24 protein-coding genes are annotated in these 25523 nt (G+C 36.6%); 16 read left to right on the forward strand and 8 right to left on the reverse strand.

The genetic code is table 11. The features are described from left to right. Nucleotides 1–32: 32 nt before the first annotated feature. Nucleotides 33–2954: an FAD-binding and (Fe-S)-binding domain-containing protein gene (locus E4F24_RS09355; protein ID WP_317130742.1), complete on the reverse strand. Its 2922-nt coding sequence runs from the start codon at nucleotides 2952–2954 to the stop codon at nucleotides 33–35. 258 nt (nucleotides 2955–3212) lie between these two features. Here E4F24_RS09355 and E4F24_RS09360 point away from each other — a divergent pair, with 258 nt between their 5' ends. Both E4F24_RS09360 and E4F24_RS09365 read left to right on the forward strand, forming a co-directional pair. Continuing rightward, complete coding sequence (locus tag E4F24_RS09360; RefSeq protein ID WP_140938427.1) at nucleotides 3213–3692, forward strand: Lrp/AsnC family transcriptional regulator; 480 nt, start codon at nucleotides 3213–3215, stop codon at nucleotides 3690–3692. Nucleotide 3693: 1 nt separating this feature from the next. After that, nucleotides 3694–4773 carry an EamA family transporter gene (locus E4F24_RS09365; RefSeq protein WP_140938428.1) on the forward strand — a complete coding sequence of 360 codons (1080 nt, stop codon included), beginning with the start codon at nucleotides 3694–3696 and terminating at the stop codon, nucleotides 4771–4773. A 2-nt stretch (nucleotides 4774–4775) separates the two neighbouring features. Here E4F24_RS09365 and E4F24_RS09370 read toward each other — a convergent pair whose 3' ends face one another. From E4F24_RS09370 to E4F24_RS09385, 4 genes are all read right to left on the reverse strand, one after another. Beyond that, the gene (locus E4F24_RS09370; protein ID WP_140938429.1) at nucleotides 4776–5297 is read right to left on the reverse strand and encodes a hypothetical protein; all 522 of its coding nucleotides are present in this window, start codon (nucleotides 5295–5297) and stop codon (nucleotides 4776–4778) included. Between the two features lie 290 nt (nucleotides 5298–5587). Further along, on the reverse strand, nucleotides 5588–6316 hold the full coding sequence (locus tag E4F24_RS09375) for a DUF3307 domain-containing protein (RefSeq protein WP_140938430.1): 729 nt from the start codon (nucleotides 6314–6316) through the stop codon (nucleotides 5588–5590). Then, nucleotides 6310–6915 carry a hypothetical protein gene (locus E4F24_RS09380; protein WP_140938431.1) on the reverse strand — a complete coding sequence of 202 codons (606 nt, stop codon included), beginning with the start codon at nucleotides 6913–6915 and terminating at the stop codon, nucleotides 6310–6312. Before E4F24_RS09380 ends, E4F24_RS09375 begins: the two co-directional genes overlap by 7 nt. A gap of 183 nt (nucleotides 6916–7098) precedes the next feature. Beyond that, a complete protein-coding gene (locus E4F24_RS09385) occupies nucleotides 7099–8133 on the reverse strand; it encodes a quinone-dependent dihydroorotate dehydrogenase (protein ID WP_140938432.1) in 1035 nt (344 codons plus the stop codon). Nucleotides 8134–8184: 51 nt separating this feature from the next. Between E4F24_RS09385 and E4F24_RS09390 the strand changes: the two genes are divergently transcribed. Further along, on the forward strand, nucleotides 8185–10101 hold the full coding sequence (locus E4F24_RS09390; RefSeq protein ID WP_140938433.1) for an ABC-F family ATP-binding cassette domain-containing protein: 1917 nt from the start codon (nucleotides 8185–8187) through the stop codon (nucleotides 10099–10101). A gap of 49 nt (nucleotides 10102–10150) precedes the next feature. Here the strand turns inward: E4F24_RS09390 and E4F24_RS09395 are convergent, their stop codons facing one another. Further along, nucleotides 10151–11506 carry an NfeD family protein gene (locus tag E4F24_RS09395; protein ID WP_140938434.1) on the reverse strand — a complete coding sequence of 452 codons (1356 nt, stop codon included), beginning with the start codon at nucleotides 11504–11506 and terminating at the stop codon, nucleotides 10151–10153. 17 nt (nucleotides 11507–11523) lie between these two features. On the opposite strand from E4F24_RS09395, the gene E4F24_RS09400 reads away from it, so the two are divergent. From E4F24_RS09400 to E4F24_RS09410, 3 genes are all read left to right on the forward strand, one after another. Further along, on the forward strand, nucleotides 11524–12276 hold the full coding sequence (locus tag E4F24_RS09400) for a hypothetical protein (protein WP_140938435.1): 753 nt from the start codon (nucleotides 11524–11526) through the stop codon (nucleotides 12274–12276). Nucleotides 12277–12526: 250 nt separating this feature from the next. Next, nucleotides 12527–13456: a DPBB and LysM peptidoglycan-binding domain-containing protein gene (locus tag E4F24_RS09405; RefSeq protein WP_140938436.1), complete on the forward strand. Its 930-nt coding sequence runs from the start codon at nucleotides 12527–12529 to the stop codon at nucleotides 13454–13456. 14 nt (nucleotides 13457–13470) lie between these two features. Beyond that, entirely contained in the window at nucleotides 13471–14106 is a 636-nt protein-coding gene (locus E4F24_RS09410; RefSeq protein ID WP_140938437.1) for a uridine kinase family protein, read from the forward strand. 204 nt (nucleotides 14107–14310) lie between these two features. Here E4F24_RS09410 and E4F24_RS09415 read toward each other — a convergent pair whose 3' ends face one another. Beyond that, nucleotides 14311–15534: an MFS transporter gene (locus E4F24_RS09415; protein WP_140938438.1), complete on the reverse strand. Its 1224-nt coding sequence runs from the start codon at nucleotides 15532–15534 to the stop codon at nucleotides 14311–14313. Between the two features lie 86 nt (nucleotides 15535–15620). Between E4F24_RS09415 and E4F24_RS09420 the strand changes: the two genes are divergently transcribed. From E4F24_RS09420 to E4F24_RS13960, 7 genes are all read left to right on the forward strand, one after another. Further along, the gene (locus E4F24_RS09420) at nucleotides 15621–16130 is read left to right on the forward strand and encodes a hotdog fold domain-containing protein (RefSeq protein WP_140938439.1); all 510 of its coding nucleotides are present in this window, start codon (nucleotides 15621–15623) and stop codon (nucleotides 16128–16130) included. 75 nt (nucleotides 16131–16205) lie between these two features. Then, complete coding sequence (locus tag E4F24_RS09425; protein WP_140938440.1) at nucleotides 16206–16637, forward strand: transposase; 432 nt, start codon at nucleotides 16206–16208, stop codon at nucleotides 16635–16637. Nucleotides 16638–16643: 6 nt separating this feature from the next. Then, nucleotides 16644–17279: an SCO family protein gene (locus E4F24_RS09430; RefSeq protein ID WP_140938441.1), complete on the forward strand. Its 636-nt coding sequence runs from the start codon at nucleotides 16644–16646 to the stop codon at nucleotides 17277–17279. Then, nucleotides 17272–17709, forward strand: coding sequence for a c-type cytochrome (locus E4F24_RS09435; protein WP_140938442.1), 438 nt, complete (start codon nucleotides 17272–17274; stop codon nucleotides 17707–17709). Before E4F24_RS09430 ends, E4F24_RS09435 begins: the two co-directional genes overlap by 8 nt. 204 nt (nucleotides 17710–17913) lie before the next feature. Next, entirely contained in the window at nucleotides 17914–18255 is a 342-nt protein-coding gene (locus E4F24_RS14180) for an Arm DNA-binding domain-containing protein (protein WP_449448569.1), read from the forward strand. Next, entirely contained in the window at nucleotides 18249–18578 is a 330-nt protein-coding gene (locus E4F24_RS09445; protein ID WP_235891191.1) for a hypothetical protein, read from the forward strand. Before E4F24_RS14180 ends, E4F24_RS09445 begins: the two co-directional genes overlap by 7 nt. A gap of 137 nt (nucleotides 18579–18715) precedes the next feature. After that, nucleotides 18716–22285 carry an Eco57I restriction-modification methylase domain-containing protein gene (locus E4F24_RS13960; RefSeq protein ID WP_216629155.1) on the forward strand — a complete coding sequence of 1190 codons (3570 nt, stop codon included), beginning with the start codon at nucleotides 18716–18718 and terminating at the stop codon, nucleotides 22283–22285. On the opposite strand, the gene E4F24_RS09460 is transcribed toward E4F24_RS13960, so the two are convergent. Beyond that, nucleotides 22260–23078 carry a TaqI-like C-terminal specificity domain-containing protein gene (locus E4F24_RS09460; protein ID WP_216629156.1) on the reverse strand — a complete coding sequence of 273 codons (819 nt, stop codon included), beginning with the start codon at nucleotides 23076–23078 and terminating at the stop codon, nucleotides 22260–22262. The genes E4F24_RS13960 and E4F24_RS09460 overlap by 26 nt on opposite strands. A 151-nt stretch (nucleotides 23079–23229) precedes the next feature. Between E4F24_RS09460 and E4F24_RS09465 the strand changes: the two genes are divergently transcribed. Genes E4F24_RS09465 through E4F24_RS09475 form a run of 3 tightly spaced genes read left to right on the forward strand, consistent with a single transcriptional unit; the run spans nucleotide 23230 to nucleotide 25518 of the window. Then, complete coding sequence (locus tag E4F24_RS09465) at nucleotides 23230–23832, forward strand: master DNA invertase Mpi family serine-type recombinase (protein WP_140938444.1); 603 nt, start codon at nucleotides 23230–23232, stop codon at nucleotides 23830–23832. A 56-nt stretch (nucleotides 23833–23888) separates the two neighbouring features. After that, complete coding sequence (locus E4F24_RS09470) at nucleotides 23889–24500, forward strand: DUF6088 family protein (RefSeq protein ID WP_140938445.1); 612 nt, start codon at nucleotides 23889–23891, stop codon at nucleotides 24498–24500. Continuing rightward, complete coding sequence (locus E4F24_RS09475) at nucleotides 24493–25518, forward strand: nucleotidyl transferase AbiEii/AbiGii toxin family protein (RefSeq protein ID WP_140938446.1); 1026 nt, start codon at nucleotides 24493–24495, stop codon at nucleotides 25516–25518. The genes E4F24_RS09470 and E4F24_RS09475 overlap by 8 nt, the downstream gene beginning before the upstream one ends. Nucleotides 25519–25523: the final 5 nt, after the last annotated feature.

Consider the following 25523-nt stretch of genomic DNA (forward strand, 5'->3'; position numbering starts at 1 on the left):
TATTGTGAAACAGTTAAATGTAAAGATTGTTTTTATTTTAACAAAGCATTATATAATATTTCGACCGGATGGTAAGACTGTTTACTCACCCCATCTTTGATCTGATGTCGACAAGATGTCCCTGCGGCAGCTATTAATACCTCTTCGCCTGATTCCCGCACCGCGGGCAATAATACCAGTTCGGCTACTTTCATCGATACATCGTAATGTTCCTTTTCATAACCGAATGACCCGGCCATTCCACAACAACCCGAAGGAATAACTTCTACCTTATAGTTGATCGGCAACGAAAGAAGCTTTTCCGTATAGCCTACCAAGTGAAAAGCCTTCTGATAACAATGTCCATGAAGTTTTATCGCACGAGACTCCGAAGTAAACTGTTCGGGATGGATATATCCCTTTTGCATTTCAGACACCAAAAATTCATCAATCATCATTGCGTTTTTAGCAAGCAATTCTGCTGCATGACGTTGATCTGGGTCTACCAATGTTAAATATTCGTCACGGAAAGTTAGTATTGCTGACGGTTCGATACCCAAGAGGGGGATATCGTCGGTAACAAGATCTTTCAATAATTCCACGTTCTTTTCAGCCAATTTTTTTGCTTCTTTAACAAATCCTTTAGAAAGAAAAGTTCTTCCACTTTCTTTATGTGGCGGAATCAACACCTGATACCCCAAAGCTGTCAACAGTTTATAAGCGATTTTGCCTATTTCCGTATCGTTGTAATCCGTAAATTCATCACAGAACAAATATACCTGACGTGGTTTCAGCATCGATGTCTGTTTTTTCACCCAATCCTTCAATGTCGTAAAATGAACTTTAGGTAATGATCGCTGTGGCGCAAATCCGACGATTCGCTTAATAACACCTGAAAAAAAGTGGCTTTGTGAAAAAAAATTATATAGTGGTGCTACATATGATCCAAGCTGCTGACTCTTTGTAAAGTTAGCAATCAACTTGGATCGAAATGGCGCACCATTCGCATCATAATAATGCTGAAGAAACTCAGCCTTCATTTTTGCTACATCCACGCTCGAAGGACACTCCGTCTTACAGCCTTTGCAACTCAGACATAAATCCATTACCTCCTTTATTTCTTCATGATCGAATCGATTCGCCTTTGTTGAATTGGTTAAAAACTGACGCAGCATATTTGCCCTGGCCCGCGTCGTATCTTTTTCATCGCGTGTAGCCATAAAAGACGGGCACATGGTTCCCCCTGAAATTTCCGATTTACGACAATCTCCTGAACCCGAACATTTTTCTGCTAGACGCAAAATGCTTTCGTCTTTCGTAAAGTCAAAATATGTTTTTATAGCACTATTGTCCGTGACAGTATCGTAACGCAACGACGTGTCCATGGGAGGCGTATTCACAATTTTATTGGCGTTGAAAACGCCTTTCGGATCAAAAATACTTTTTACATCTTTCAGTAAATCATATACTTTATCTCCTAGCACCTTACTGATAAATTCACCCCTAAGACGGCCATCTCCATGTTCACCACTTAACGATCCGTTGTATTTTAGCACCAAATCTGTTGTCTGTTCTAAAATAGAGCGAAACTTCCGCTTTCCTTCAGATGTCTTTAAATTGATAAAAGGTTCAATATGCAATTCCCCTGCTCCCGCATGCGCATAATAAGACGCATGCACGCCTTCCCTTTCCAAAAGAAGCTGCACATCGGCCACGTAATCAGGCAGATCTTCCGGTGACACCGCGCAATCTTCTATTAAGTTGACGGGTTGGTTATCACCGGGAAGATTACGGATTAACCCTAATCCGGCTTTTCTTACGTCCCACACCAAATTTGTATCACGTGCCCCCGTAACCCAAGGATAAGCATAGCCTAATCCTCGCTTCATCAGATCATCCTTAAGCGACATTGCCTTCTGCTCGATTTCATCTAAAGTATCTCCTCTAAATTCGACAATTAACAGCGCCTGCGGATCCCCTTTTATAAAAAAACGATTATATTGATAAGTCGGGTGTCCTACCGTAAAATCCAATATATACTTATCCACCAATTCAGAAGCTTCAGGCCGGTGCTGTAATGCGATTACATTCCCGTGCATACACTCCACCATGTCAGCAAAATGTACGCAAAGAAGCCCTATTTGGGTTGGTGGCAGCAGTCTAAGACTTAATTTCGCCTCGGTAACAATGCCGATAGTTCCTTCGGATCCCGCCAATATATGGCACAGATTAAAGGGTTTAGATGTATCAACCAGAAAATCCAAAGCATACCCGGTATTACGACGTGTTAATGTTTTTTTTGGATAGCCTGAATTGATTATTTCTATATTTTCTTTAGCTGTTAATAGTTCATTCAAATTACGATAAATATCTCCCTCTCTTGATTTTAATGTTAATTTATTAAAGTAATTCATTTCATCAAGCTCTTCAAATACAACTTCAGAGCCATCATTAAGAAGCACATTGGCCGATACAAGATTTTGACGCGTATCCCCCCAGACGATGGAATGTAAACCAGATGAATTGTTTCCTATCATGCCTCCTATCATTGCTCTACTAGCTGTCGAAGTTTCAGGACCAAACATCAATCCGTGAACTTTCAAAAAGGCATTCAAATCATCCCTTATCACACCCGGTTCGACCCGTACCCATTTTTCTTCCACATTGACCTCCAATATTCTATTAAAACACTTAGAAACGTCCACGATGATACCCGAACCAACTACCTGCCCAGCCAGGGAGGTTCCGGCGGTCCGTGGAATTAACGTGAGGTGATGTATTTCGGCAAATGCAATTAACCTCTGTAAATCCGTTTTATGATGCGGAATAGAAACCGCCAAAGGTAATTCCTGATATACGGAAGCATCTGTTGCGTATGCCAAGCGTATCATTTGATGTTTAGGATCGGTGGAATCAAAAAACAAATCACCCGACAAGGTTTTAGCTAAGTTTTCTAAAGATAGTTGTATTGACACGTCTTATGGTTTTAATAAACAAATCTAATTAAAGTAAGTTATTTTATGTGTATATTCGTGATAATTAAACACCAAATTAAGTCGGATTTAAAGTTAATATTGCAATAAAACGCATCCTTTCCTGCAATTTGCTCATACAAGCACGCACTATTTTATTACAACAACAACTTCCCTTAAGCAGTTAACCTAAAGAATAACATTTATTACCAATAAAAAACAATTGAATATTATTCTAATAATTACTAGTTTTGCAGAATTATGGCGAAATTAGAGTACAATCTGGATCACATCGACTTTCAAATTTTACGCATTATGCAAAATAATGCACGTACAAATAATGCAGATATTGCAAGAGAATTAGGTATGGCTCCGTCTGCTATCCTAGAACGTGTAAAAAAACTGGAGCAAAAAGAAATTATCCTTCAGTATAATGCTAAAATAAACCCCCTTGCGCTTGATCAAAATTTGCTTTCCTTTATTTTTATCAAGACATCCGATATCATTGGAGAACAAGGTGTAGCCTACCTGTTAGCAGAGATCCCCGAAGTACAAGAAGTACATGATATCGCTGGAGATGACGGATATTTAATAAAAGTCCGAACAAATGACTCTTCAGGTTTAGTAGATCTTATGCGCAATACGCTAGGAAAGATTGAAGGTATATTATCTACACGTACAACCATCGTATTAGAAACAATCAAAGAAGAACAAAAATTAGTCATTCCAACTAAAGAATAAAATGGAGGAAAAAAATCCATCTACCGGCAATATTGTTTTTGCCTATCTAGTCGTTTATATTGTTTGGGGATCTACGTTCTTTTTTATAGAAAAGGCACTCCATTCTTTCCCTACTTTCGTATTAGGCTCTATACGTTTTATTATAGCCGGCGCATTGTTAATGGGTTATTGCGGACTGAAAGGATATAGGATCATCAATCGGGCAGATATAAAACAAGCTGTGTTGGTGGGCTTTCTATTATTATTCGTAGACATGGCAGCTATCATTTGGTCCGAACAGTACATTTCCTCCGGTATTGTCGCCATACTCTCGGCCGCTACCGCAATTTGGTTTATCATATTTGACAAACCAAAATGGAAAGAAAATTTTTCCAGCCTACCTATTATGTTAGGTCTATTATTCGGTTTTGGAGGTGTCATAATGCTATTTGCAGAACAGATATTCACCCAAGGTGATGATACAGAGAAATCTCAAAATTTGATCGCTATGACCGTTCTTACCTTTGGCACAATGGCTTGGACAATCGGATCATTATTCTCGAAATACAATCAAAATAGCAAATCTGCTACTAAAAAGAAACAACCCTCGCTCAATGTGATGGTAAAGACGGCATGGCAGATGGTGACAGCGGGTGTTGCGTTTACATTAGTTGCGCTTATTGGCGGCCAATACAGCTCATTTAATGCCAGCGAAGTTCCATTGGAAAGTTGGGGATATATCGCATATCTTGTGTTGATGGGATCTATATTAGCGTTCAGCTCATATATATGGCTCTTGCAAGTAAGACCGGCTACCGAAGTGAGTACATACGCTTATGTAAACCCCATTGTAGCCCTGATATTGGTTCACTTCTTCACAAATCATAATGTAACAGCATTACAGATTGCAGGATTGGTAATCGTATTATTTTCGGTGCTGTTAATGAATTGGAATCTGTATAAAAACAATAGGGCATTCAGAGTAATCAAACACCGCAAGAAACTTAAACGCCTTAAATATATGGCCCCTAAGAGTAGTATACCACGAATTATAGAATTAGCGGATTTCAATGAAAAGGAAAAGGAAAAGAATAAAAACTAAATCTATCTTCCTAGAAGAGCTAACTCTTCCTCTTTGTACATCTTTGCTCCTTTCAGATAATTATATATGATATCTTTGGTGTTTTCGTCCGACATTTTATATAAATTGTGCATAACAAATATCTTGTCTTCTTCTATATTTGAATTATACCCCAAATAACCCGGAACATAGTATTGAATACATAATCGAATAAAGCGCAGTTCTATATTATTAGGATTATTAGCGATCTGTTTTTCCAACAACTTTTTACCGCCATTAAAATAGCTCATCTTCTTGATAGGATTGGAAGTATGTTTCGCCATAAACATATGAAACGCCGCTCCGTAGCCCTTTTCAATCGGAGTATCAGCCTCTTTTTCTAGTATTTTATGATATTTTTCGCACAAATCCTCATTTTTTACCCCCTTATTAAAGTCCCTTCTCACATCATTTAAATTCAAATCCTGCGCTTGAACATATACTGATATCAACATCATGACGACACAAACAATGGCTCTTTTTATATGTACCCATGTATATTTCATACAGATGATATTTTAGTTAGTTTAACTTTATTTTACATAAAAATAAGCCAATATTTTTAAACATCCGCATTCAACCATTATTTTCATCCGGATATTTTTTCATTCTAATGCTGATTAAGCTTGTATGAACTGATTATTCACCTCCTTTTTTTAGCGTAGCTCATGCTGGTTTTCAATTCAGGAATTTACCTGCATATTTACCATAATTCACATGCATAGTCATGTATGTTACTTCGTAAGCGCCCTTGTGTAAGGTACGCTCGGCTATTTATTAATATTTTTTATAACATTTAAACAAACTGTAAGCTAAATCTTAAACCATAACCGATGGCTATTGCCATCACAAAACTTGCAAGTGTCCCCACCAATATATACTCTGTGAATTTAGTATCCTTCGCATTGGTCAAATCTCCGAAACGGAAGATAGATTTCGCGGCCAGCAAAAAACCAATTCCGGAAAGAAAACCGACCTGAATAAACAATACGATAATTAATCTTTCCATGATACCGATCAGCATCCCTGCGTCCATTAGAGTATCTTTTCGTTTCGTATAAAAATCGTTTTCCTTATTCCATTTACTAAAAAAGACACGCAGGAAAATAGGACTTACTGTTGTCACTAAGAGAAAAACGATTAGATAAAGAAGCGATTTATCTGTAAAAAATAATTGTCCCCATTGATCCGGAACACCATACACCTGTATAATAACCGCAACTAATAACACGATATGCAAAATTTGATCTGCAATAAACAAGAACACAGGCTTATAAGGCCACATTCGCTCCCACCAAATCTTCAAACTATCTATTGCCAGATGTCCGAAGGTAATAAACAGTATACTAGGCCACCAACTTACTAAATCAGTACTGAAAAACGCAATGAGTAAAGACATGTGTGCGACCACATGTAAAAACAAATAACCCATTTTATCTTTACGCTTAGCCACCCACGACTTTGGTTGCAAAACAAAGTCTCCCAATATATGGCAAAGTAATAATTTTAAAAATACGGTTAACATTGCTTTAATAATTCATGCGTACAATATTCTATTACTTTCTTGATTTTCATAAAGCTGGCTTTATTCAGTTCAGTGCTAACCTGACTTTGATATTTTCGATGTAATATATTAGCTAATTCCTGTTGATTTGCCAATGGATTTTCGAATGTCGCAGCCACGCTTTCAGCCATATTTTCAGTCCATTTATTAGCCAATTCGGTTGATAGTTGCAACATCAGATTGATCGGCACATCCCATTCATACCAAGGAGACCGCATATTCATTAATTCCTTTTTCAATTCATCAAATGCTTCTCCTGAATTTATAAATGCTTCTCCAGTAGAATTTTTAATATGTTTATCTAAATTTTCGATGCTACCAAAACCTAGCCCAAGTCTCACATCAAGCTGGCCTAAGCTCTTAATTTTAGCTTTAATATAAAATAATATTTCGAAACTTTTCTCTAATTCGACTTCCGCCTGAAAACTATCTCCTCTAAATATATCAAAATTACAGGAATATTCCTTGAGTGAATTTTCCAGTACAGGTAGCCAGATTTTGGCATTATAATTTCTCGAATTGACGAGATCCCCGGTTACTATAGCGTAAATTCTTTTCATCTCTTATTTAATATTATTATCAAATATAACGATAACCAATAATATCATCAAAATTAATAATAATTAAGATTATCACTGATTTTAATAATATAAAACAGCAGATAAAAAAACAATTAGAATCCGAAAAATAGAAGCAGTTTCTCCATTAACAACAAAGGCACCGATGCTGCGGTGCCTTTGTTGTTAATTATTCTCATTTATCAATTTCTCACAAATATCTCCGATCAATCCCGGCCCTTCGTAAATAAAACCAGTATATAATTGAATCAAAGAAGCACCTGCATTCAATTTTTCGATAGCATCCGCTGCAGAATGGATTCCGCCAACGCCAACAATAGGAAAGGCTTTATTGGATTTTACAGAAAGATAACGGATCACTTCTGTAGCACGTTTTGTTAGCGGCCTACCACTTACCCCGCCCATTTCTGCGACCAACGTTGGGTCACTTTTCAATCCATCACGAGATATGGTTGTATTTGTCGCTATTACCCCCGCAATCTTTGTTTCCAATACGATCTCCACGATATCATCCAGCTGGCTTTCTGTCAAATCGGGAGCGATTTTCAATAAAATAGGCTTTGCTTTTTCTTTTTTATTGTTTAAATCCTGTAACGTATTCAAAATATGTTTTAGTGGTTCTTTCTCCTGCAAATCGCGCAATCCCGGTGTATTCGGTGAACTTACATTCACTACAAAATAATCTACATAGTCGTACAATGCGTGAAAACAATAGATATAATCATTTATTGCTTCTTCATTAGGTGTAATCTTATTCTTACCAATATTACCTCCTATAATTACACCATCCTTATTTTTCAAATATTTCAATCTACCAGCTGCCACATCAGCACCTTGATTGTTAAATCCCATCCTATTAATCAAGGCTTCATCCTTTACCAGACGAAACATTCGAGGCTTATCATTCCCCGGCTGCGGCTTAGGTGTTACAGTTCCTATTTCAATAAAACCAAAACCAAACTTGGCCATATCTTCAATGTACTCTGCATTTTTATCAAAACCTGCAGCCAGGCCCACCGGATTTTTAAACTTCAACCCAAAAACCTCCCTTTCCAGCCCCGGATCTTCTACCGCATATATGGCCTTCAATAAAGCTTTTGAGCCCCAAATTTTTGAAAACATTTTTAATCCTCCAGTAACGGTGTGATGCGCCTTTTCAGGGTTCATCGTGAAGAACAAAGGTTTAACTAATTTATACATATATACAAAGGTAGCCAAAGAAGAAGAAATTTCATTACTTTTGCATCCGAAATGATATCAATAAATAACTTAACATTTGAAATTGGGTCTCGGGCATTATACGATGAGGCGAACTGGCATATTAAACCGGGCGACAAAGTAGGGCTAATAGGCGCTAACGGCACCGGTAAATCAACCTTATTAAGGCTGATAGTCGGTCAATATACACCTACATCAGGCACTATATCTATGGCCAAAGACCTAAAGATCGGGTACCTCAACCAAGATTTATTGTCTTATCATTCTGACAAGAACATTTTACATGTAGCGATGGAAGCATTTGAGCGCCAAAATCAGTTACATTCCGAAATAGAAAATCTTCTTAAAAAATTAGAAACAGATTATTCGGATGATATTCTAAACAAACTAAGTGATAAGCAAATGGAATTTGAGGCCCTCGATGGATACAGTATCGAATTCCGTGCACACGAAATTTTAGCAGGTTTAGGTTTTTCGGACGAAGATCAAAAAAGACCTTTAGCTACATTTTCCGGAGGTTGGCGTATGCGTGTCATGTTGGCTAGAATACTCCTTCAAACCCCTGATATCCTTTTACTGGATGAGCCCACCAATCACATGGATTTACCCTCCATCAAATGGTTAGAAAACTACTTACAAGCTTTTGAAGGTGCTATTGTTATTGTTTCGCATGATCGGTATTTTTTAGACCGGATCATTAAGAAAACCGTAGAGTCCCGTAAAGGAAAATTAACTCTTTATGCCGGAAACTACAGCTATTACCTAGAAGAAAAGGCATTAAGAAGCGAAATTCAATCTAATCAATTCAAAAATCAACAAGCTAAGATCAAACAAGAAGAACGCTTAATCGAGCGCTTCCGTGCAAAAGCTTCCAAAGCAAAAATGGCACAGTCGCGTATCAAAGCTTTAGATAAGATGGAGCGAGTAGAAGATGTAGACGATGATAATCCTACCGTCAATTTCAGTTTCAAGTTTTCAAAGCCTTCCGGAAGACATGTGGTTACACTGGAAAATGTTTCTAAGTCATACCCTAATCTAGAAATCTTAAGAAATACTGGAGGAATAATTGAAAAGGGCGATAAAATCGCTTTAATCGGTGCCAATGGCAAAGGTAAATCCACCCTATTGCGGATAGTTGCAGGTGCTGATTCAGAATATGAAGGAAAATCAGAACATGGTCACAATGTATCTCAAACCTTCTTTGCACAGCATCAATTAGAAGCACTACACCTCGAAAACACCATTATCAGCGAATTGCAAGCCTTCGCTCCCAAACATACGGAGACAGAACTGCGTTCGATTTTAGGTTGTTTTCTATTCTCCGGTGATGATGCGTTCAAAAAGATAAAAGTACTGTCAGGAGGAGAAAAATCGAGAGTAGCATTAGCGAAAGCCTTAACAGCAGATGCGAACTTCCTCGCACTTGATGAGCCCACCAATCACTTGGATATGCAGTCCGTAAATATCCTGATTCAGGCGTTACAACAATATGAAGGCACTTTGATTGTCGTATCTCACGATCGCTATTTCCTGGATAATGTAGCCAATAAAATTTGGTTTATTGAAGATAAAGAAATCAAAGAATATCCAGGCACATACCAGGAATATGAAGAATGGAACGCGAAACGTGATATCAAACCTTCCAACAATAAGACAGAGAAAAAGGTAGTTAAAGAAGAACCCAAGAAAGAAAAAATTGCCCCCTCTGAGGATAACACAAAGCTTCTGCAAAAGAAAAACAGAGAACTTGCTACACTAGAAAGCCAAATCACCTTGAAGGATCACGAGGTAAAGGATTTGGAAATATTATTAGCAAAAGAAGAAATCTATTCAGATGCTATAAAATTGCAGGAAAACACACGGAAATACAACTCTACTAAAGCCGAATACGATCAACTTCAAGAAAAGTGGGAACAACTTGCTGAAGAAATAATGGACTTGGAAACTTAAATCGGCAAAACAAATAAGCGGCTTAAAAAAGCATCAAGCCGCTTATTTGTTAAACTATTGGTTTATCCTCTATTTTCCTTACAAATAAATTGTAGTTTTCATGTTTTTCGACATAAATTGGCTCTCCAGCCTCGATAAAACCATCTAATGCAACAGCGTCATACCATATACCATCAATATCAATTTTACCTGATGGGCGCAACACAGTTTTAGCCACACCACTCTTATTAATCAAATTGATCTTAGGTACAGAAGAGGTGTACCCCGACTCGGCAGTTTGCTCATCCTCCAACACCAAACGTTTGAACACGGACGACCGCAGGATATTTTTACCAAAAATAACCAATAATGCTATAGAAAATAGCATAGCACTTACAACAATAAAAAATGAATTCACTAATAGTCCGGGTTTAGAAAGTTTAAAATCCAAGAAATCATTGGCCAACATCGAAAAGGCCAATCCACATAACACAAACACAGCACCAAGTACACCAGCTATTCCAAATCCGGGAATAACAAATATTTCCAGCACCAGCAGCAATACACCTATTACAAATAATACTATCTCCCAATTGTCCGCCAATCCCTGTAAATACAGCGGTGCAAAAAACAGGGATGCACAAAGAAGCGACAGTACTAATGCAAAACCAATTCCCGGTGTTTGCAATTCGAAATAAATCCCTCCTATTATCCCCATAATAAGCAATCCACTAATCATCGGATTAATTAAAAATCCAATAATCCGATCTATAAATGTCAATTCGTGGGTGGTTACCTGCGGTAATGAAATGGATAAATCCGTAAAAATTTCGTTCATATCTTTTACCTGTGCTTTGGCTAGATTAGCTTTTACAGCCTCTGACGCTGTAAACGTTAAAACCTGCCCATCCTCCTTCCATTGCGGTAAAGAAATATTCGGGTCAACGAAAGCTTCTGCCATTTTAGGATCCCTCCCCTTAGCCTCAGCTGTAGCCCGCATCAGTCCCCTCATATAGGATTGATATTTTTCCGGCATAATTTCCCCTTGCTGATTGACCACGCTGGCCGCACCCAAAGAAGCGCCCCTGTGCATATAAATATAATCAGCAGCCAATGATATCAAAGTACCCGCAGACGCCGCATTATTATTTACAAATACGATCGTTTTCATATCTGCATTTAACAACAGCGTGCGGATAGAATCGGCGAAATTAACCGCTCCGCCGAAAGTATTCATCTCAACCAAAAAATAGTCCGCTTTTTCCTGCTTCGCCTGTTCATACGAATTTTTAATAATGCGCCATGAATTCGGCCCCACATCTTCTTTTAAATCTGTTTTGTAGATCTTCTGCGCAAAAGAAACATTTACACTTAAACCAACAAAAAGAAGAATCAACAAAAAGGTTTTCGTAAATTTGTTTAGCATAGTTTGTCTTTACAATAATGACTAAATATACGATTAATAAAGCATTCGAAAAATCTTTTCCGTATCCAATATGGAAAATAGAGGTAGACTGCACCAAAAAATGTATCGCCATAGAATATCGGAACCCAGATAATACCCTACCTACATTTGCTGTTTTTGATTTCACGGGCCAAGATTTACTCCATTCATTTATAGAACAAGAAAAAGAATGGACGCTGGAAGCCGTACAGGGTGATTATCTGATATTAAAACAATTTGGTAATACCACCCCTATTAAAGAAGGTATCAAAATCGTCCATATCCCCTCAAAAGACATCATTTATACAGGTATGGAATATATATTACAGGACGTATTTGAGGGCTATATAAAAGCTGTACATCGTACCATCCCATCCGGCTTAGACTTTTACATCAATATACAGACCGGAGAAATCCAGAATCGGATCATTACACCACTTGACTATCCCTTAATCCACGTACACTATCCGCTTCCTTATACTGGAAAATTACCACAATTTATGCAAAGCCTTCCCGTTGAAGACGCAATTTGGCTACAACCCATAAAAGACAATTTTATTTGGGCATATCATACCAGAGTGCATAATTCTTATAGTCTACATTTATGTCTTTCGTCTCGAACCGAAATTTTTGACACAAAAATTATTTTAAAGAATCTAGCAAGATTAATCCCTCAACCTTACTTTCAAGTCGAAGACTATATTTTCTTTTTATCAAATACTAAACAAGAAATTGCAGCGTATTTAGTATAATTGCATGATATGAAACCTTCATGAGCTACCACTCAAAAAAAGGAGCTGAGCGAGTCCATTGATGCTATAAAAAAAACAAACGATAGATCAATAACCGAGCTTGAAAACTCACGAAGTAACTACAAAGCACTCATGAACTTAGCGTAGCGATCTCATAAATGCTTTCAAAGGTAGACACGAATAAACAATGCAACAAAAACAAACACTAATGAATAACCGAGCTTACGAGCTCACGAAGTAATTTATTTGAATGAAAAAAGACAAAACACTTAAAACGTTTCATAAAATAACATTTTTACTCTTATTTAGTACGGTTAGTTCCACTCAAATTCAAGCAGAAGAGTATTCTTATAGCTATTCTTTACCTCCTGATTCCATTGGCACAGAAATCATTAATGGACAGCGCTATATCATTCATAAACTTAACCCCAAAGATACCTACTACCAGTTAGGACGGCAGTATAACGTAGTTGTAAAGGATATCATGGATGCTAATAACAAAAAGAATCTCCGTATAGGAGATACCGTAAAAATACCTCGTGGCCAAGCTGCTTCTCCAAACCCGCCCTCAGCGGCTGTTATACCTTCATCCGACCAGAAAGAAAACAATAACGATCTTAAGCAGGTATTGGTCAGTCCACAAGATATCTTGACAGAATACAAAGTAGGAAAGAGCGAAACACTATACACTATTGCAAGAAGATTTGGCACAAATGTCGATGATATTAAAAGAATAAACGGCCTTAGGTCCGATAGTCTGCGTGAAGGACAACTGTTAAAAATACCTGATGGAGATTTACCTGAGCCTATTGTCGAAAAACCAATAGAGGTTCCTATTATTATAGAACAACACCAACCCATCGACGACTCCGATTTCAAGCCAAACAAATACGGTATCCGCGAGAAAAAGGAAAAAGGCATCGGCGTATGGATGGAAAATTTAGAATCAGATGGCCAGAGTAATCTTGCATTGCACAAAACCGCACCAATCGGTACCGTTCTAAAAATCACGAATCCCATGACGCGAAGCGTTACCTTTGCAAAGGTGGTCGGTAAATTTGCAGACAATGCAGATACTCAGGATGCCATTGTCGTATTATCCAAATCAGCCGCGTCTTTTATTGGCGCATTAGATAGAAAATTTCAAATAGAAATTACATACGGCCTCCCACTAGAGTAAAATTCAGATAATTCATGTACAAACCTTATGTAATTGGTATTGCCGGTAGTAGTGGATCCGGCAAAACTTTCTTCTTAAAGAGCTTTTTGAATCATTTTGCAACGGATGAGATCACCTTGATCTCCCAAGATGACTATTACATTCCAGCCAATACAAAAACAAAGGAAGAAAACCGCTTATACAATTTTGACTTACCCACATCCATAGATCGGGAAGCATTCTTTCAAAACATAAAAGATCTTTTTGATGGAAAAACTGTCTTTAAGGAAGAGTACACCTTTAATAATTCCAATATCAAACCCAAGATGTTGGAAATAAAACCAGCACCTATTTTAATTGTTGAAGGACTGTTTATCTTCCACTATACCGAAATTAACGAATTATTGGATTATCGGATTTTTATAGATGCGGAAGAATCCGTAGCCTTAGCACGTCGCCTAAAAAGAGATCTCATTGAAAGAGGCTATGACAAAGATGATGTCATGTACAAATGGACCGAACATGTTGTTCCCTCCTACAATCAATATTTACTCCCTTACAGGGAAATATGCGACAAAGTATTAGTAAATAATACAGAAGATCCTATATTAATTCATCAGGCTACAAATATAATTTCTGACGATCTGAAAGAAAAGTTACAATTATTATAATTTAAATTAATTCTAAATAACTAACTTTGCAGCATGAGTTTGCTACACGAGATAGAATCTACTATTTGTCAGGTCGATATTACTGAATCATCGAAAGGTCTTAATCCCTTCGGTGATTTTTCATGTTGCATTTTGAAAAAATGCTGTAAAAAATACAAGAAAGGAAAACGTTGCAAAAAATGTCCTAACCGCTAGTACAGGATTTTATTCTTCTACATAATTCAAATCCTTATCAAAACTCTCTTTGAGCCGTGTTAATGCAAATATTGCTATAGCCGAAAGCAGTAAAATCATGACGACCGCTGCGACCACAATTCCCCATAAGCTCACCAAATACCCATATAATATAGTTGAAGGAATCAATGCCCCCCGCACAAAATTAGGTGCAGTAGTCGCAACTGTAGCGCGCAGATTGGTTCCAAACTGTTCCGCAGAAATCGTTACAAAAGTTGCCCAATACCCTACCCCCAGCCCCATAAAGAAAGCTAACCACATAAATTTTTCCTCCGTAATACCCGTGCTATTCAGGTACCACAAAGAAGAAAGAATAATAAGCATCTGACAAATAAATACAACCTTCTTTCTCGATTTAAGCCACTGTGCTAATAAGCCTGCAAAAAAATCACCGAGTGAAATCCCTAAATAGGTAAACATGACTCCTTTTCCTGCGCTGAGCACAGTCTCTGCTCCCAAAGCTTTCCCAATTTCAGGTGCCTGAGTTACCAATACCCCCACGACAAACCATATCGGCAATCCAATACACAAACAGTAAATGTAACGTAAGAAACGTTCCCTATTCGAAAATAACATTCCTAAACTTCCCTTCACCACCTCGTGATTACTCACCTGTTTAAAAAGACTAGATTCGAAAGTCCCCACCCTTAGCAAAAGCAGAACCAACCCCATGCCTCCACCCACAAAGTAAGCGGTTCGCCAATTGTACCATTCCGAAACATAATACGCCAATATAGCGCCTAATACTCCTACCCCTGCCACGATCATCGTGCCGTATCCCCTCTTCCGCCTGTCCATACTTTCACTAACTAAGGTGATACCAGCCCCCAGCTCTCCCGCCAAACCGATTCCCGCTACAAACCGAATAATGCCATACGAAGTTACATCCTGTACAAATCCATTGTAAATATTAGCTAAGGAGTACAGCAGAATAGATCCGAATAACACCCGAAGTCTGCCAAATTTATCCCCGATGATGCCCCAGACTACGCCACCGATCAGCAGACCGCCCATTTGCATATTCAGCACAAACTCCCCTTTAGAGCGCATCAACTCATCTGGCACACCAATATCCTGAAAGGATTTGATCCGTACAATAGAGAAAATAATTAAGTCATAGATATCCACAAAATATCCCAGCGCGGCTACAAATACCAGAAGCCCTACATTTTTAGGTTGTTTATTATTCATCATGAGATTAAAGGCATGAATTTAGGATAGAATTTTAATTAATGCAAAGCTTCTCCTCAAAAAACTTTTGAAAGTTGTACTTTTGTAGCATGAAATTTTCGCCCAAATCACTTAAATGGATATTAAGAACCTATCCCCCTTTCCTGTTCCAAAGAATATGGATCAAGAAAGTGGAAGAAGGCTTTCGCGGCATAGATGTCAAGATTTACAAAAGTTTTTTAAATATCAACTCCAATCGCACCGTCTTTGGCGGTACCATATTTTCTGCCTTAGATCCACTGTATCCCATTCTATTGGATCAGATTTTTCAGGCAAACGGTCTCAAAAAGACCGTAGCATGGTTAAAATCTGCGAAAATAGAATATCGAAAACCCGGAAAAATGAACCTTGGATTTTCGATCCGCCTGTTAGATAGTGATATAAAAGAAGCATTTACCACGATCCGAAATTGTGGCAAAGTGGTCAAAACATTTAAAACAAATGTTTACGATACCGATGGTACGTTAATCGCAATATCATATAATGAGATATACATCAGGGATTTAACATTTCAAATTCCAAAACGAAATGTGTATCAACCTCAGCTGGAAGACAATTAATATTGAGGTGCACGTAATTCCATGAAAAAAAAACGTAGTATCCACACACAAATTAGAATCAAATAGAATATATATATGAAAAAGTTATTTTATATTACTCTCGGAGCAAGTTTAGCACTAGCATCATGTCAGCAAAAATCTACAAAAAATGAAATAGCTGATAATAAATTAACCGAAGAAGCAATCGCTATTCATGATGAAATCATGCCTCAGATTGCCGAATTTGACCGAAATACCGTAAAGATTGATTCCCTGTTGGCTAATCTGTCCGATATCAAAAGGACACATTCAGGAATCGATACCACTACATTGAAGAATGAATTAACCATATTAAAGCGCAATCTTGAAGATGCAACAGATAATATGATGACCTGGATGAAAGATTATAAGCCAGACAGCGCAGACATAGACTATCAGAAAGCAGAAATTGTGAAGATCCGTGAAATGAAACAGCAATTTGAAGATGTATCAGCCGAAAGTACTAAAAAACTATCTGTAATCAAATAGAAAGCCATGCGTAAATTATTCTTTGCCGGAATGATAGCTTGCATCGCGTTCACCGCATGCCAGTCAACTTCCACGACCCTTCCTATTATCGGACAGCGAGATGCTGTACAAAAGGAAATTGATGGCAAGATCGTGACAGACACCATCTACCACAGGATCCCGGCATTCTCTTTTCTTAATCAGGACAGTGTACTGATCAGTGATAAAAATTTTGATCAAAAAATATATGTCGCTAATTTCTTTTTTACACATTGTCCGAGCATTTGTCCTACTATGCAACGCAATTTGCTAAAAGCATACGAGAAATATAAAAACGATGAGCGAATTTCATTTTTGTCGCACAGCATCGATTTTAAATATGACCAACCCCATGTATTGAAAGAATACGCGACAAATCTGGGTGTGAATAATGAGCAATGGCAGTTTGTAACAGGTAGCAAAGCAGCTATCTACAGCTTAGCCGATCAATATTTCGTATATACAAAAGAAGATTCTACCGTAGCAGGTGGATACGACCACTCCGGATACCTGGTACTTGTAGATCATGATAAGCATATACGTGGTGCATACGACGGGACTAATAAAGAACAAGTGTCGCAATTACTAAAAGACATTGATATCCTTTTAAAGGAGTATGAATAATCGGTACACCATCATTTTGACATCCATTGGCGTGTTGATAATGCTTCTTCTGCATATATCCTCATGCCAATCGAATGTCAGTATCCAAACTGCCCAATATGCCGTCAATGGACAAAAGCTTTACCTGAGCCATTGTCAAAATTGCCATGGTTCCAAAGGTGAAGGACTTGCACAGCTCTACCCTCCTCTCACCGACAACGAATATTTCAAACAGAACCGGGCAAAACTAAGTTGTATTATACGGTATGGAATGAAGGAAAGTATTATCATCCACGGAAAAACATACAAAAATCAAATGCCTGCAAATCCACAATTAACCGAACTGGATATTGCTTACATTCTTACTTACATCACGACTAACTTTGGCACGAGTGATAGTATATATCGCCACGAAGAAGTAAAAGAAGCTTTAAAAGCCTGCGGTATATAAAATAAATTTTCCGTAAAAATACATCAAAGATTAATAGCAGGCAAAACGGTTGTAAATAAAGACTTTACAGCCGTTTTATGATTTTTTGGTAATGAGGTAAAAAGCAAGGTTTGGCAAAAGTAAGGTTACTAAAACGTTACTTTTATAAATTGGAAACAATCTTTTTAAAATACTGTATTTCAGTTTTTTGCATAGTTTTTCATATTGTTCCGTAGCTCACATAGGTTTAATTTTATCATTAAGAATTGTGAGTATGGAAACGACAAAAAATCAACATTTAAGGTACTATTCTATCTTAAAAAGAACGCCCAAAAGAAAAACGGAAAAGTTACGGTTATGTGCAGGATTACCATAAACGGCAAACAGTCTGCATTCAGTACCAAACTGGATATTTCCGCATCGAATTGGGATTTGAAGTACGGCAGGGTTTTAGGTAAAAGCCGAGAAGCCCAAGACACAAACAGCAAACTTGACAAAATTCGTTCGGGTATTGAGGGAATGCTATTCCAAAATTCTGAAGAACGAGGGGGCTGTAAACAGTGCTAAACTTAAAAATGCCGTTCTTGGGATGGAAAGCGAAGAACTGGAACGCTTCACAATTAGATAGAAGCCTGTCGGCAAATATGTTTAACCAATGGTGGAACAACGGAAATAAACCCGAATTAAAAACACAGGACAGCCCAGTGTCCAATACGAACGTAATAGACAGCCAACCGACAAAAGACTTTTTTGAGTTTATCTCGCAACAAGATTCGCAAAGTTCTGATTTAGGATTGTTCAGCCTGTTGCCCGATGCACAAAGCGAGGACTATGAAGAAGAACAGTTTGCTAAGAAGATGAAGAAAAAGAAAAAAGGGAGAAAACTGTGAAAAACCATAATTGACTTAGATTAAATTTCATATATGCTTATATGAATTAGAAAAAGTATATTCTTCCACCTAGAAATCTGAGCATATTATTTTCTTATCTTTACCCAATACGATTAAAATGGTTATACATCAAGGAAATGGATAAACTTATACATACTTTCTCAATAAAAACATTAGCAGATTTTTTCAAAAAAGCTATTTCTTCTTTTAAAATTGAAACAGAAGATATTAACCATTATATAGAAGGTAAAGATTTTAGTCAATTCTCAGAACTGACTAGAATTGGAAATGTAGAGTTCAAAAATTCTGACGAATTAATTGTTTTTGCCTGTAAGTATAATGGAATATTGTCAGAGCGTTCTTCTAAGAAAAAGCAATTTGAGATCGCAAAATTAGTTTTAAAGGAAGATTTTAAAGATGGAGCTATTTTCGTTTTTTATGATGATACCGGAAAATTCAGGTTTTCATTTATCAGAAGAAATTGGGACGGAAAAGCAGATAAAAAATATTCTCCTTGGAAACGTTTTACTTACTTTATAACTCCAGAAGACACCAATAAAACTTTTAGGCAAAGAATTGGAAATTGTACATTTAAAGATCTTGATAGTATTCAGGAAGCATTTTCGGTTGAAAAACTTACCAAGGAATTCTACAATGATTTGTTTAAATGGTATCAATGGACACTTACAACCGAAGTAGGTATTACATTTCCGAATGATACTGCTACTTCAGACGATGACCGTGTAAAGTTGGAAGAGCAAATGATTCGTTTGATTACCCGATTGTTATTTGTTTGGTTTATCAAACAGAAACATTTGGTACCAGATGAATTATTTAAAACGGACAAGTTATCAGAAATCCTAAAAGACTTTGATCCTAATAACACTTCTGATGGAAGTTATTACAACGCTATTTTACAAAACCTGTTCTTTGCTACTTTAAACAAGGCGATAATTGAAAGAGAGTTTGCAAAAACAAAAAATAGGGATATTAAAACTAGGTATCGTTATGCAGAAATGTTTACAATTTCCGAAGAAGAAGTTTTAAATTTATTTCGTCCTATCCCGTTTTTGAACGGCGGTCTTTTTGAATGTCTGGATAAAGAAGTAGGAACAGATGGCATAAAATATCATTTAGATGGCTTTAGCAGAAAAGCTGATAAGAGAAATGGTAATTTTACGGATCGGGCATTTATTCCGAATGCTGTTTTCTTTGACCAAGAGAAAGGCTTAATTCCAATTTTGGAAAAATATAATTTCACAGTCGAGGAAAATGTCCCGAATGAGGTTCAGGTAGCTTTAGACCCTGAATTATTAGGAAACGTTTTTGAAAACCTGTTAGGAGCCTTTAATCCTGAGACACAGGAATCTGCTCGTAAACAATCCGGTAGTTTTTATACACCAAAAGAGATTGTAGCGTATATGGTGGATGAATCATTAATAGCCTATTTGAATAATGCATTACCTGATTTGGATGAAGAATTAATCCATCAACTATTTGAACAAGATACATTACCCGAATTTTTAGAAAATAATCACCCTTTATGTGATAAAATAGCCAAAGAACTACGAGCTGTGAAAATCCTTGACCCAGCTTGTGGTTCCGGAGCATTTCCTATGGGAATACTGAATCGAATGGTAGAGATCTTAGAAAAGTTGGATGCTAAGAATAAAGCTTCACACCACGACTTGAAATTACATTTGATTGAAGAGTGTATTTACGGTGTGGATATACAAACGATTGCTGCACAAATCAGCAAATTACGCTTCTTCATTTCCTTAATTGTAGAACAAGAAACAATGGATCTATCTAAGCCTGAAGAAAATTATGGTGTATTAACCTTGCCAAACTTAGAAACTAAATTTGTGGCAGCTAATACATTGATTGGATTGGAAAGTGAAAACAATGGGTTATTGGATTTGACAGATGCTCAACTTAAGGCTTTACAGAAAAAGCTATTGGATACTAGACAAAAGCACTTTTATGCAAAATCAGCTTCCGAAAAAATTAAGTTGAGAAAACAAGATGATGAGTTGAGAAATGAAATTGTCCAATATCTCTATGAAAATTCTACAAAGCCTGATGAAACGAAAATAAATAACAGTCTTCAACAGATTGAGAAGCTGCAAACTCAACGTAAAGCTTATGAAAGCGAAAATTGGGTTGAAGATTTCCAAAAAGTGATACAAACCTCAATGTTTGATAATCAATCTGCACAACAGACTTCTATTTTTAAGGTTGATTTGAATGAAAAACCGAGAGTCGAAATTGATAGACTAATTAAAGCTTTACAATCAGAGATATCTAAAGAAAAAAATAAGGCTAAAAAAATAGGATTCGAGGACACAATAGAAAAAATTGCCAAATGGAATCCATACGATCAAAATGCAAGTTCGCCTTTCTTTGATCCGGAATGGATGTTTGGATTGGAAGAGGGTTTCGATTTAGTAATTGGAAATCCACCATATGTACAATTACAAAAAGAAAGTGGCAGGTTGGCTAAATTGTATCAACATTGCGAATATAAAACCTTCGCTAAAACGGGAGATATCTATTCACTGTTTTATGAACGTGGTTGGCAATTATTAAAAAACAATGGATTCCTATGCTATATCACATCTAATAAATGGATGCGTGCAGGATACGGAGAAAGCACTCGTGAATTCTTTGCAACCCATACAAATCCTATTTTATTAATTGACTTTGCAGGACAAAAGATATTTGAGTCCGCTACGGTCGATACTAATATTCTCTTGTTTTCTAAGGATAAAAATAGACAACAGACAAGAGCCTGTGTGATTAAAGAAAAGGTGTTAAATAATTTGAGCGTTTATTTTAGACAAAATGCTACAGTTTGTAATTTTTCAAAGAGGGAAAGTTGGGTAGTTCTAAGTGAAATTGAACAAAGAATAAAAGCTAAAATTGAAGCCGTTGGGGTGCCACTAAAAGACTGGGATATTAATATTTATCGTGGGATATTGACTGGCTATAATGAGGCTTTCATTATTGACGGAAAGAAGAAAGATGAGTTAATCGCAGAAGATCCAAAATCTGCCGAAATCATACGACCTATTTTACGCGGCAGGGACATAAAAAGATATGGTTATGATTTTGCTGATCTGTGGTTAATTAATACTCACAATGGTGTCAAAGAAAAGGATATAAAACGCATAGAAATAGATAATTACCCATCTATTAAAAAACACTTGAATCAATATTATCCGCAATTAGAAAAACGGGCGGATAAAGGAGATACTTTATACAATTTACGCAACTGTGCTTATATGGAGGATTTCTTTATACAAAAAATTATGTATCCAAATATGACTAAGTTCTTGCCGTTTTATTTAGATGACAAAGGTTTTGTACAGAATGACAAGTCGTTTATGATAACAGGAGAAAATATAGCTTATCTGACAGCTTTTTTGAACTCATCACTTTTTAAATATTGTTTCATCGATAATTTTCCTGAATTACAGGGAGGCACAAGGGAATTAAGAAAAATATTTTTGGATAAGATTCCAGTCCTTCAAGTTTCGCAAAACATCAATTTAGAATATGAAAAATTAGTTTTGAAATTACAAGAATTAAAAAACAAACAATTATCTACGAGAGAAATTGAGATTGAGATTGATAAACGAATTTTTGAATTATATTCTTTGACTGAAGAAGAAAAAAATACTATTGGGTTTGTTGAGATTCAATAAAATAACATTCTTCATCATTAAGGTCATATAAATTATAAACTTTTCGGTCAATTTCTGAAACTAATTTATAAGAAACATCATTGCCATTATCCAATATAGTATCTATAATTTCATTAATTAATTTCTCAGTGTTTGAGTTCGGAATAGGTATTTTTAGAGGTTCAATCGCCTGAACGCTTATCAGAAGATCTCCTGTTCCTGTTTGAGGAGAATCTTTCATCAAGTATTTACCCATTTTGGAGTTTAATACAGCAACTAAATATTTGATATATTTTCCTGTAGCAAAACACGTACTATCTAAAGCCATTATTCCCGTATCGTCGTAGGAAAAACGTAAAATAGAACCAACACGTTTCCATACTATTTTCTGTTTAGAAAAATCCTCCCAATAACTTATCGAATCTTGTGTTTCAAACCATTGATTATTAGTTTTTTTTCTTGCTCCTATATCTCCTGTTTGTCTTAATCTATCATATCCAAAACTCATAAGGTGTTGCTTTACAGCAGGGTACTTTTCAATATCTATTTTTAAGCTTGGGAACGTTGTAATAAGGTGTAAATCCGCAAATTCGTGAGAATATCGCTTAATATCGCGTCCTCTTAATAACGGTCGTATAATTTCTTCACTTTTAGGATCTTCAGCTATCAATTGTTTTCTTTTAGAATCATCTATTATAAAGGCTTCATTGAAACCTGTTTTTATACCATAATTTATACGAATATCCCAATCCTTTAATGGAGTACCAAATTGCTCTATTTTCTCTTTAATCTGTTTTTCAATAGGAGACAGCACAACCCAACTTTTAGAGTTTTTAAACTCTGAAAGATTAGCATTTTGTCTAAAATAAACGCTGATCTTACTGCTACATTTATTGGATAGGTTTAATTTAGACAGCTTACGTATAATTTAAACCAAAACTGAATAATAATTTAAACAATTTAAAATGATTTACGGATACATTAGAGTAAGTACAGACAAGCAAACGGTAGAAAACCAACGTTATGAGATTAATAATTTTTGTGAAAGACAAGAAATCTTGGTGAATAAATGGATAGAGGAAACGATTTCAGGTGCCAAGAACGTGGATGATCGGAAATTGGGTAAACTCCTCAAGAAAATGAAAAAAGGCGATATTCTTATTTGCTCAGAGCTTTCCCGCTTGGGGAGAAACTTACTCATGATTATGGGCGTACTAAATGAATGTATGAATCGAGATATCCAGGTATGGACAATAAAAGATAATTATCGTCTGGGAAGTGACATCAATTCTAAAGTATTGGCTTTTGCTTTTGGTTTATCAGCTGAGATAGAACGAAACTTAATTTCACAGCGTACGAAAGAGGCGTTGGCAAGAAAACGAGCGGAAGGAGTTGTTCTCGGTCGGCCGGTTGGAAGTAAATCATCCAAAACAAAGTTAACTGGTCAAGAAAAGAAAATACAAGAGTTACTCGACAAAAAAGTGTCTTATTCTGCTATCGGCAGAATTCTGGGGGTACATCGTCTAACCGTATCGTCATTTGCTCTGAATCAAAAATTAAAATCATAATCTTATTTTTGTCGCAAATTTTTACTATTTTTACGACAAAATAATCAATATAAAGTTTGGAAAGTGTTGATAATAAAATAATTGCAAAGATTAAAAAAGCCAAGAGGGGTTCGCTATTCTTTATCGAAGATTTTCTTAATTTGGGTACTTCTAAAGCCGTATCCAAAGCATTGGAACGATTGGTAGAAAAAGAAGATTTGTCGCGGGTGTCTCGTGGTATCTACTCCCGATTAAGAATAGATCCTATATTAGGGGCTATTTCTCCGACTACAGAAGAAATAGCCGAAGCAGTTCGTCGAAGAGATAAAGCAAGGATTATTCCTACCGGTATATTAGCACTAAATGCATTGGGTCTATCTCCACAGGTTCCGATGAATTTGGTCTACCTTACAGATGGAGCTGCACGTACTATACAAATAGGAAAGCGTAAAATTGTATTCAAGAAAACAAGTCCTCGAAATCTCGCAGCAATTGGGTCGATAAGTAGTTTAGCAATTCAGGCACTTCGTGAAATAGGTAAAGACAATGTAACAGAAGATGAAATAAATAGTATCCTTCGACAATTAGAAAAAGAAGACCCTTACCGCTTACAACACGATATAAAATTAGCCCCGGAATGGATTAGAATTATTATGCGTCAGGCTTTAAAAACAAACAGAAATGATTAATTGGCTCACCATACCAACAGAAACTCAAATCAACGCCTATAATCAAGTCGCTGAACATATTGGGATTCCTCCTTCTGTGGCAGAAAAAGACTGGTGGGTAGTACGTACCTTGGAAATTGTTTTTAAAACAAGTGCTGCTGAACATCTTGTGTTCAAAGGAGGAACATCATTGAGTAAATCTTGGAATCTTATTCATCGGTTTTCAGAAGATATTGACTTAGCCATTGACCGAAAGTTTTTAGGGTTTGGTGGTGTATTGTCAAAGAATAAACGAACTCAGTTAAGAAAGGCTGCGAATAAATATACCTCTGAACATTTTTACGCAGAAATACAGGATAAATTTGCAACATACGGATTTAAGAATCTGGAATTTAACCTTGTAGAAGCTAAAGACAGTGATCAGGATCCTCGGATTATTGAAATTTATTATCCTAATGTTATACAGAGCTTGGGCTACGTTCAGCCTCGAATACAGATAGAAATTGGTTGTCGTTCATTAATAGAACCTTATACCTTGCGACCTGTAACTTCTTTTTTAGATAATTTGTATGCTGACAGGGATTTCTCAGCATCGCCTGTGGTAATCCCAACAGTCAATCCTGAACGAACCTTCTTAGAAAAGCTTTTTCTTTTACATGAGGAGTTTCATAAACCTTTAGAAAAGATAAGGGTCGATCGGTTGAGTCGTCATCTGTATGATATAGATCAATTATCAAAAAGCAAATACTTAATGGCTGTTGAAGACGATGAGTTGTATAAAACAATTGTAGAACACCGATTTAACTTTACAAAAGTAGCAGGTATAGATTACAATCTGTTATCGCCAAAAACACTTGACTTTATTCCAGTCAGTGAGGTGCTAGAGGCTTGGGAGCGTGATTACAAAAAGATGAGAGAAGAAATGATCTATCAACCGGATGCTCCAACATTTGACGAAATTGTAGAACAACTAAAAGTTATCAAGAATAAAATCAACCAACAGGATTGGAATTTGGGAAAAACATATCCTAATCCTTAGTAATC

It is taken from the genome of Sphingobacterium lumbrici, assembly GCF_006476045.1.
GTDB lineage: Bacteria > Bacteroidota > Bacteroidia > Sphingobacteriales > Sphingobacteriaceae > Sphingobacterium > Sphingobacterium lumbrici.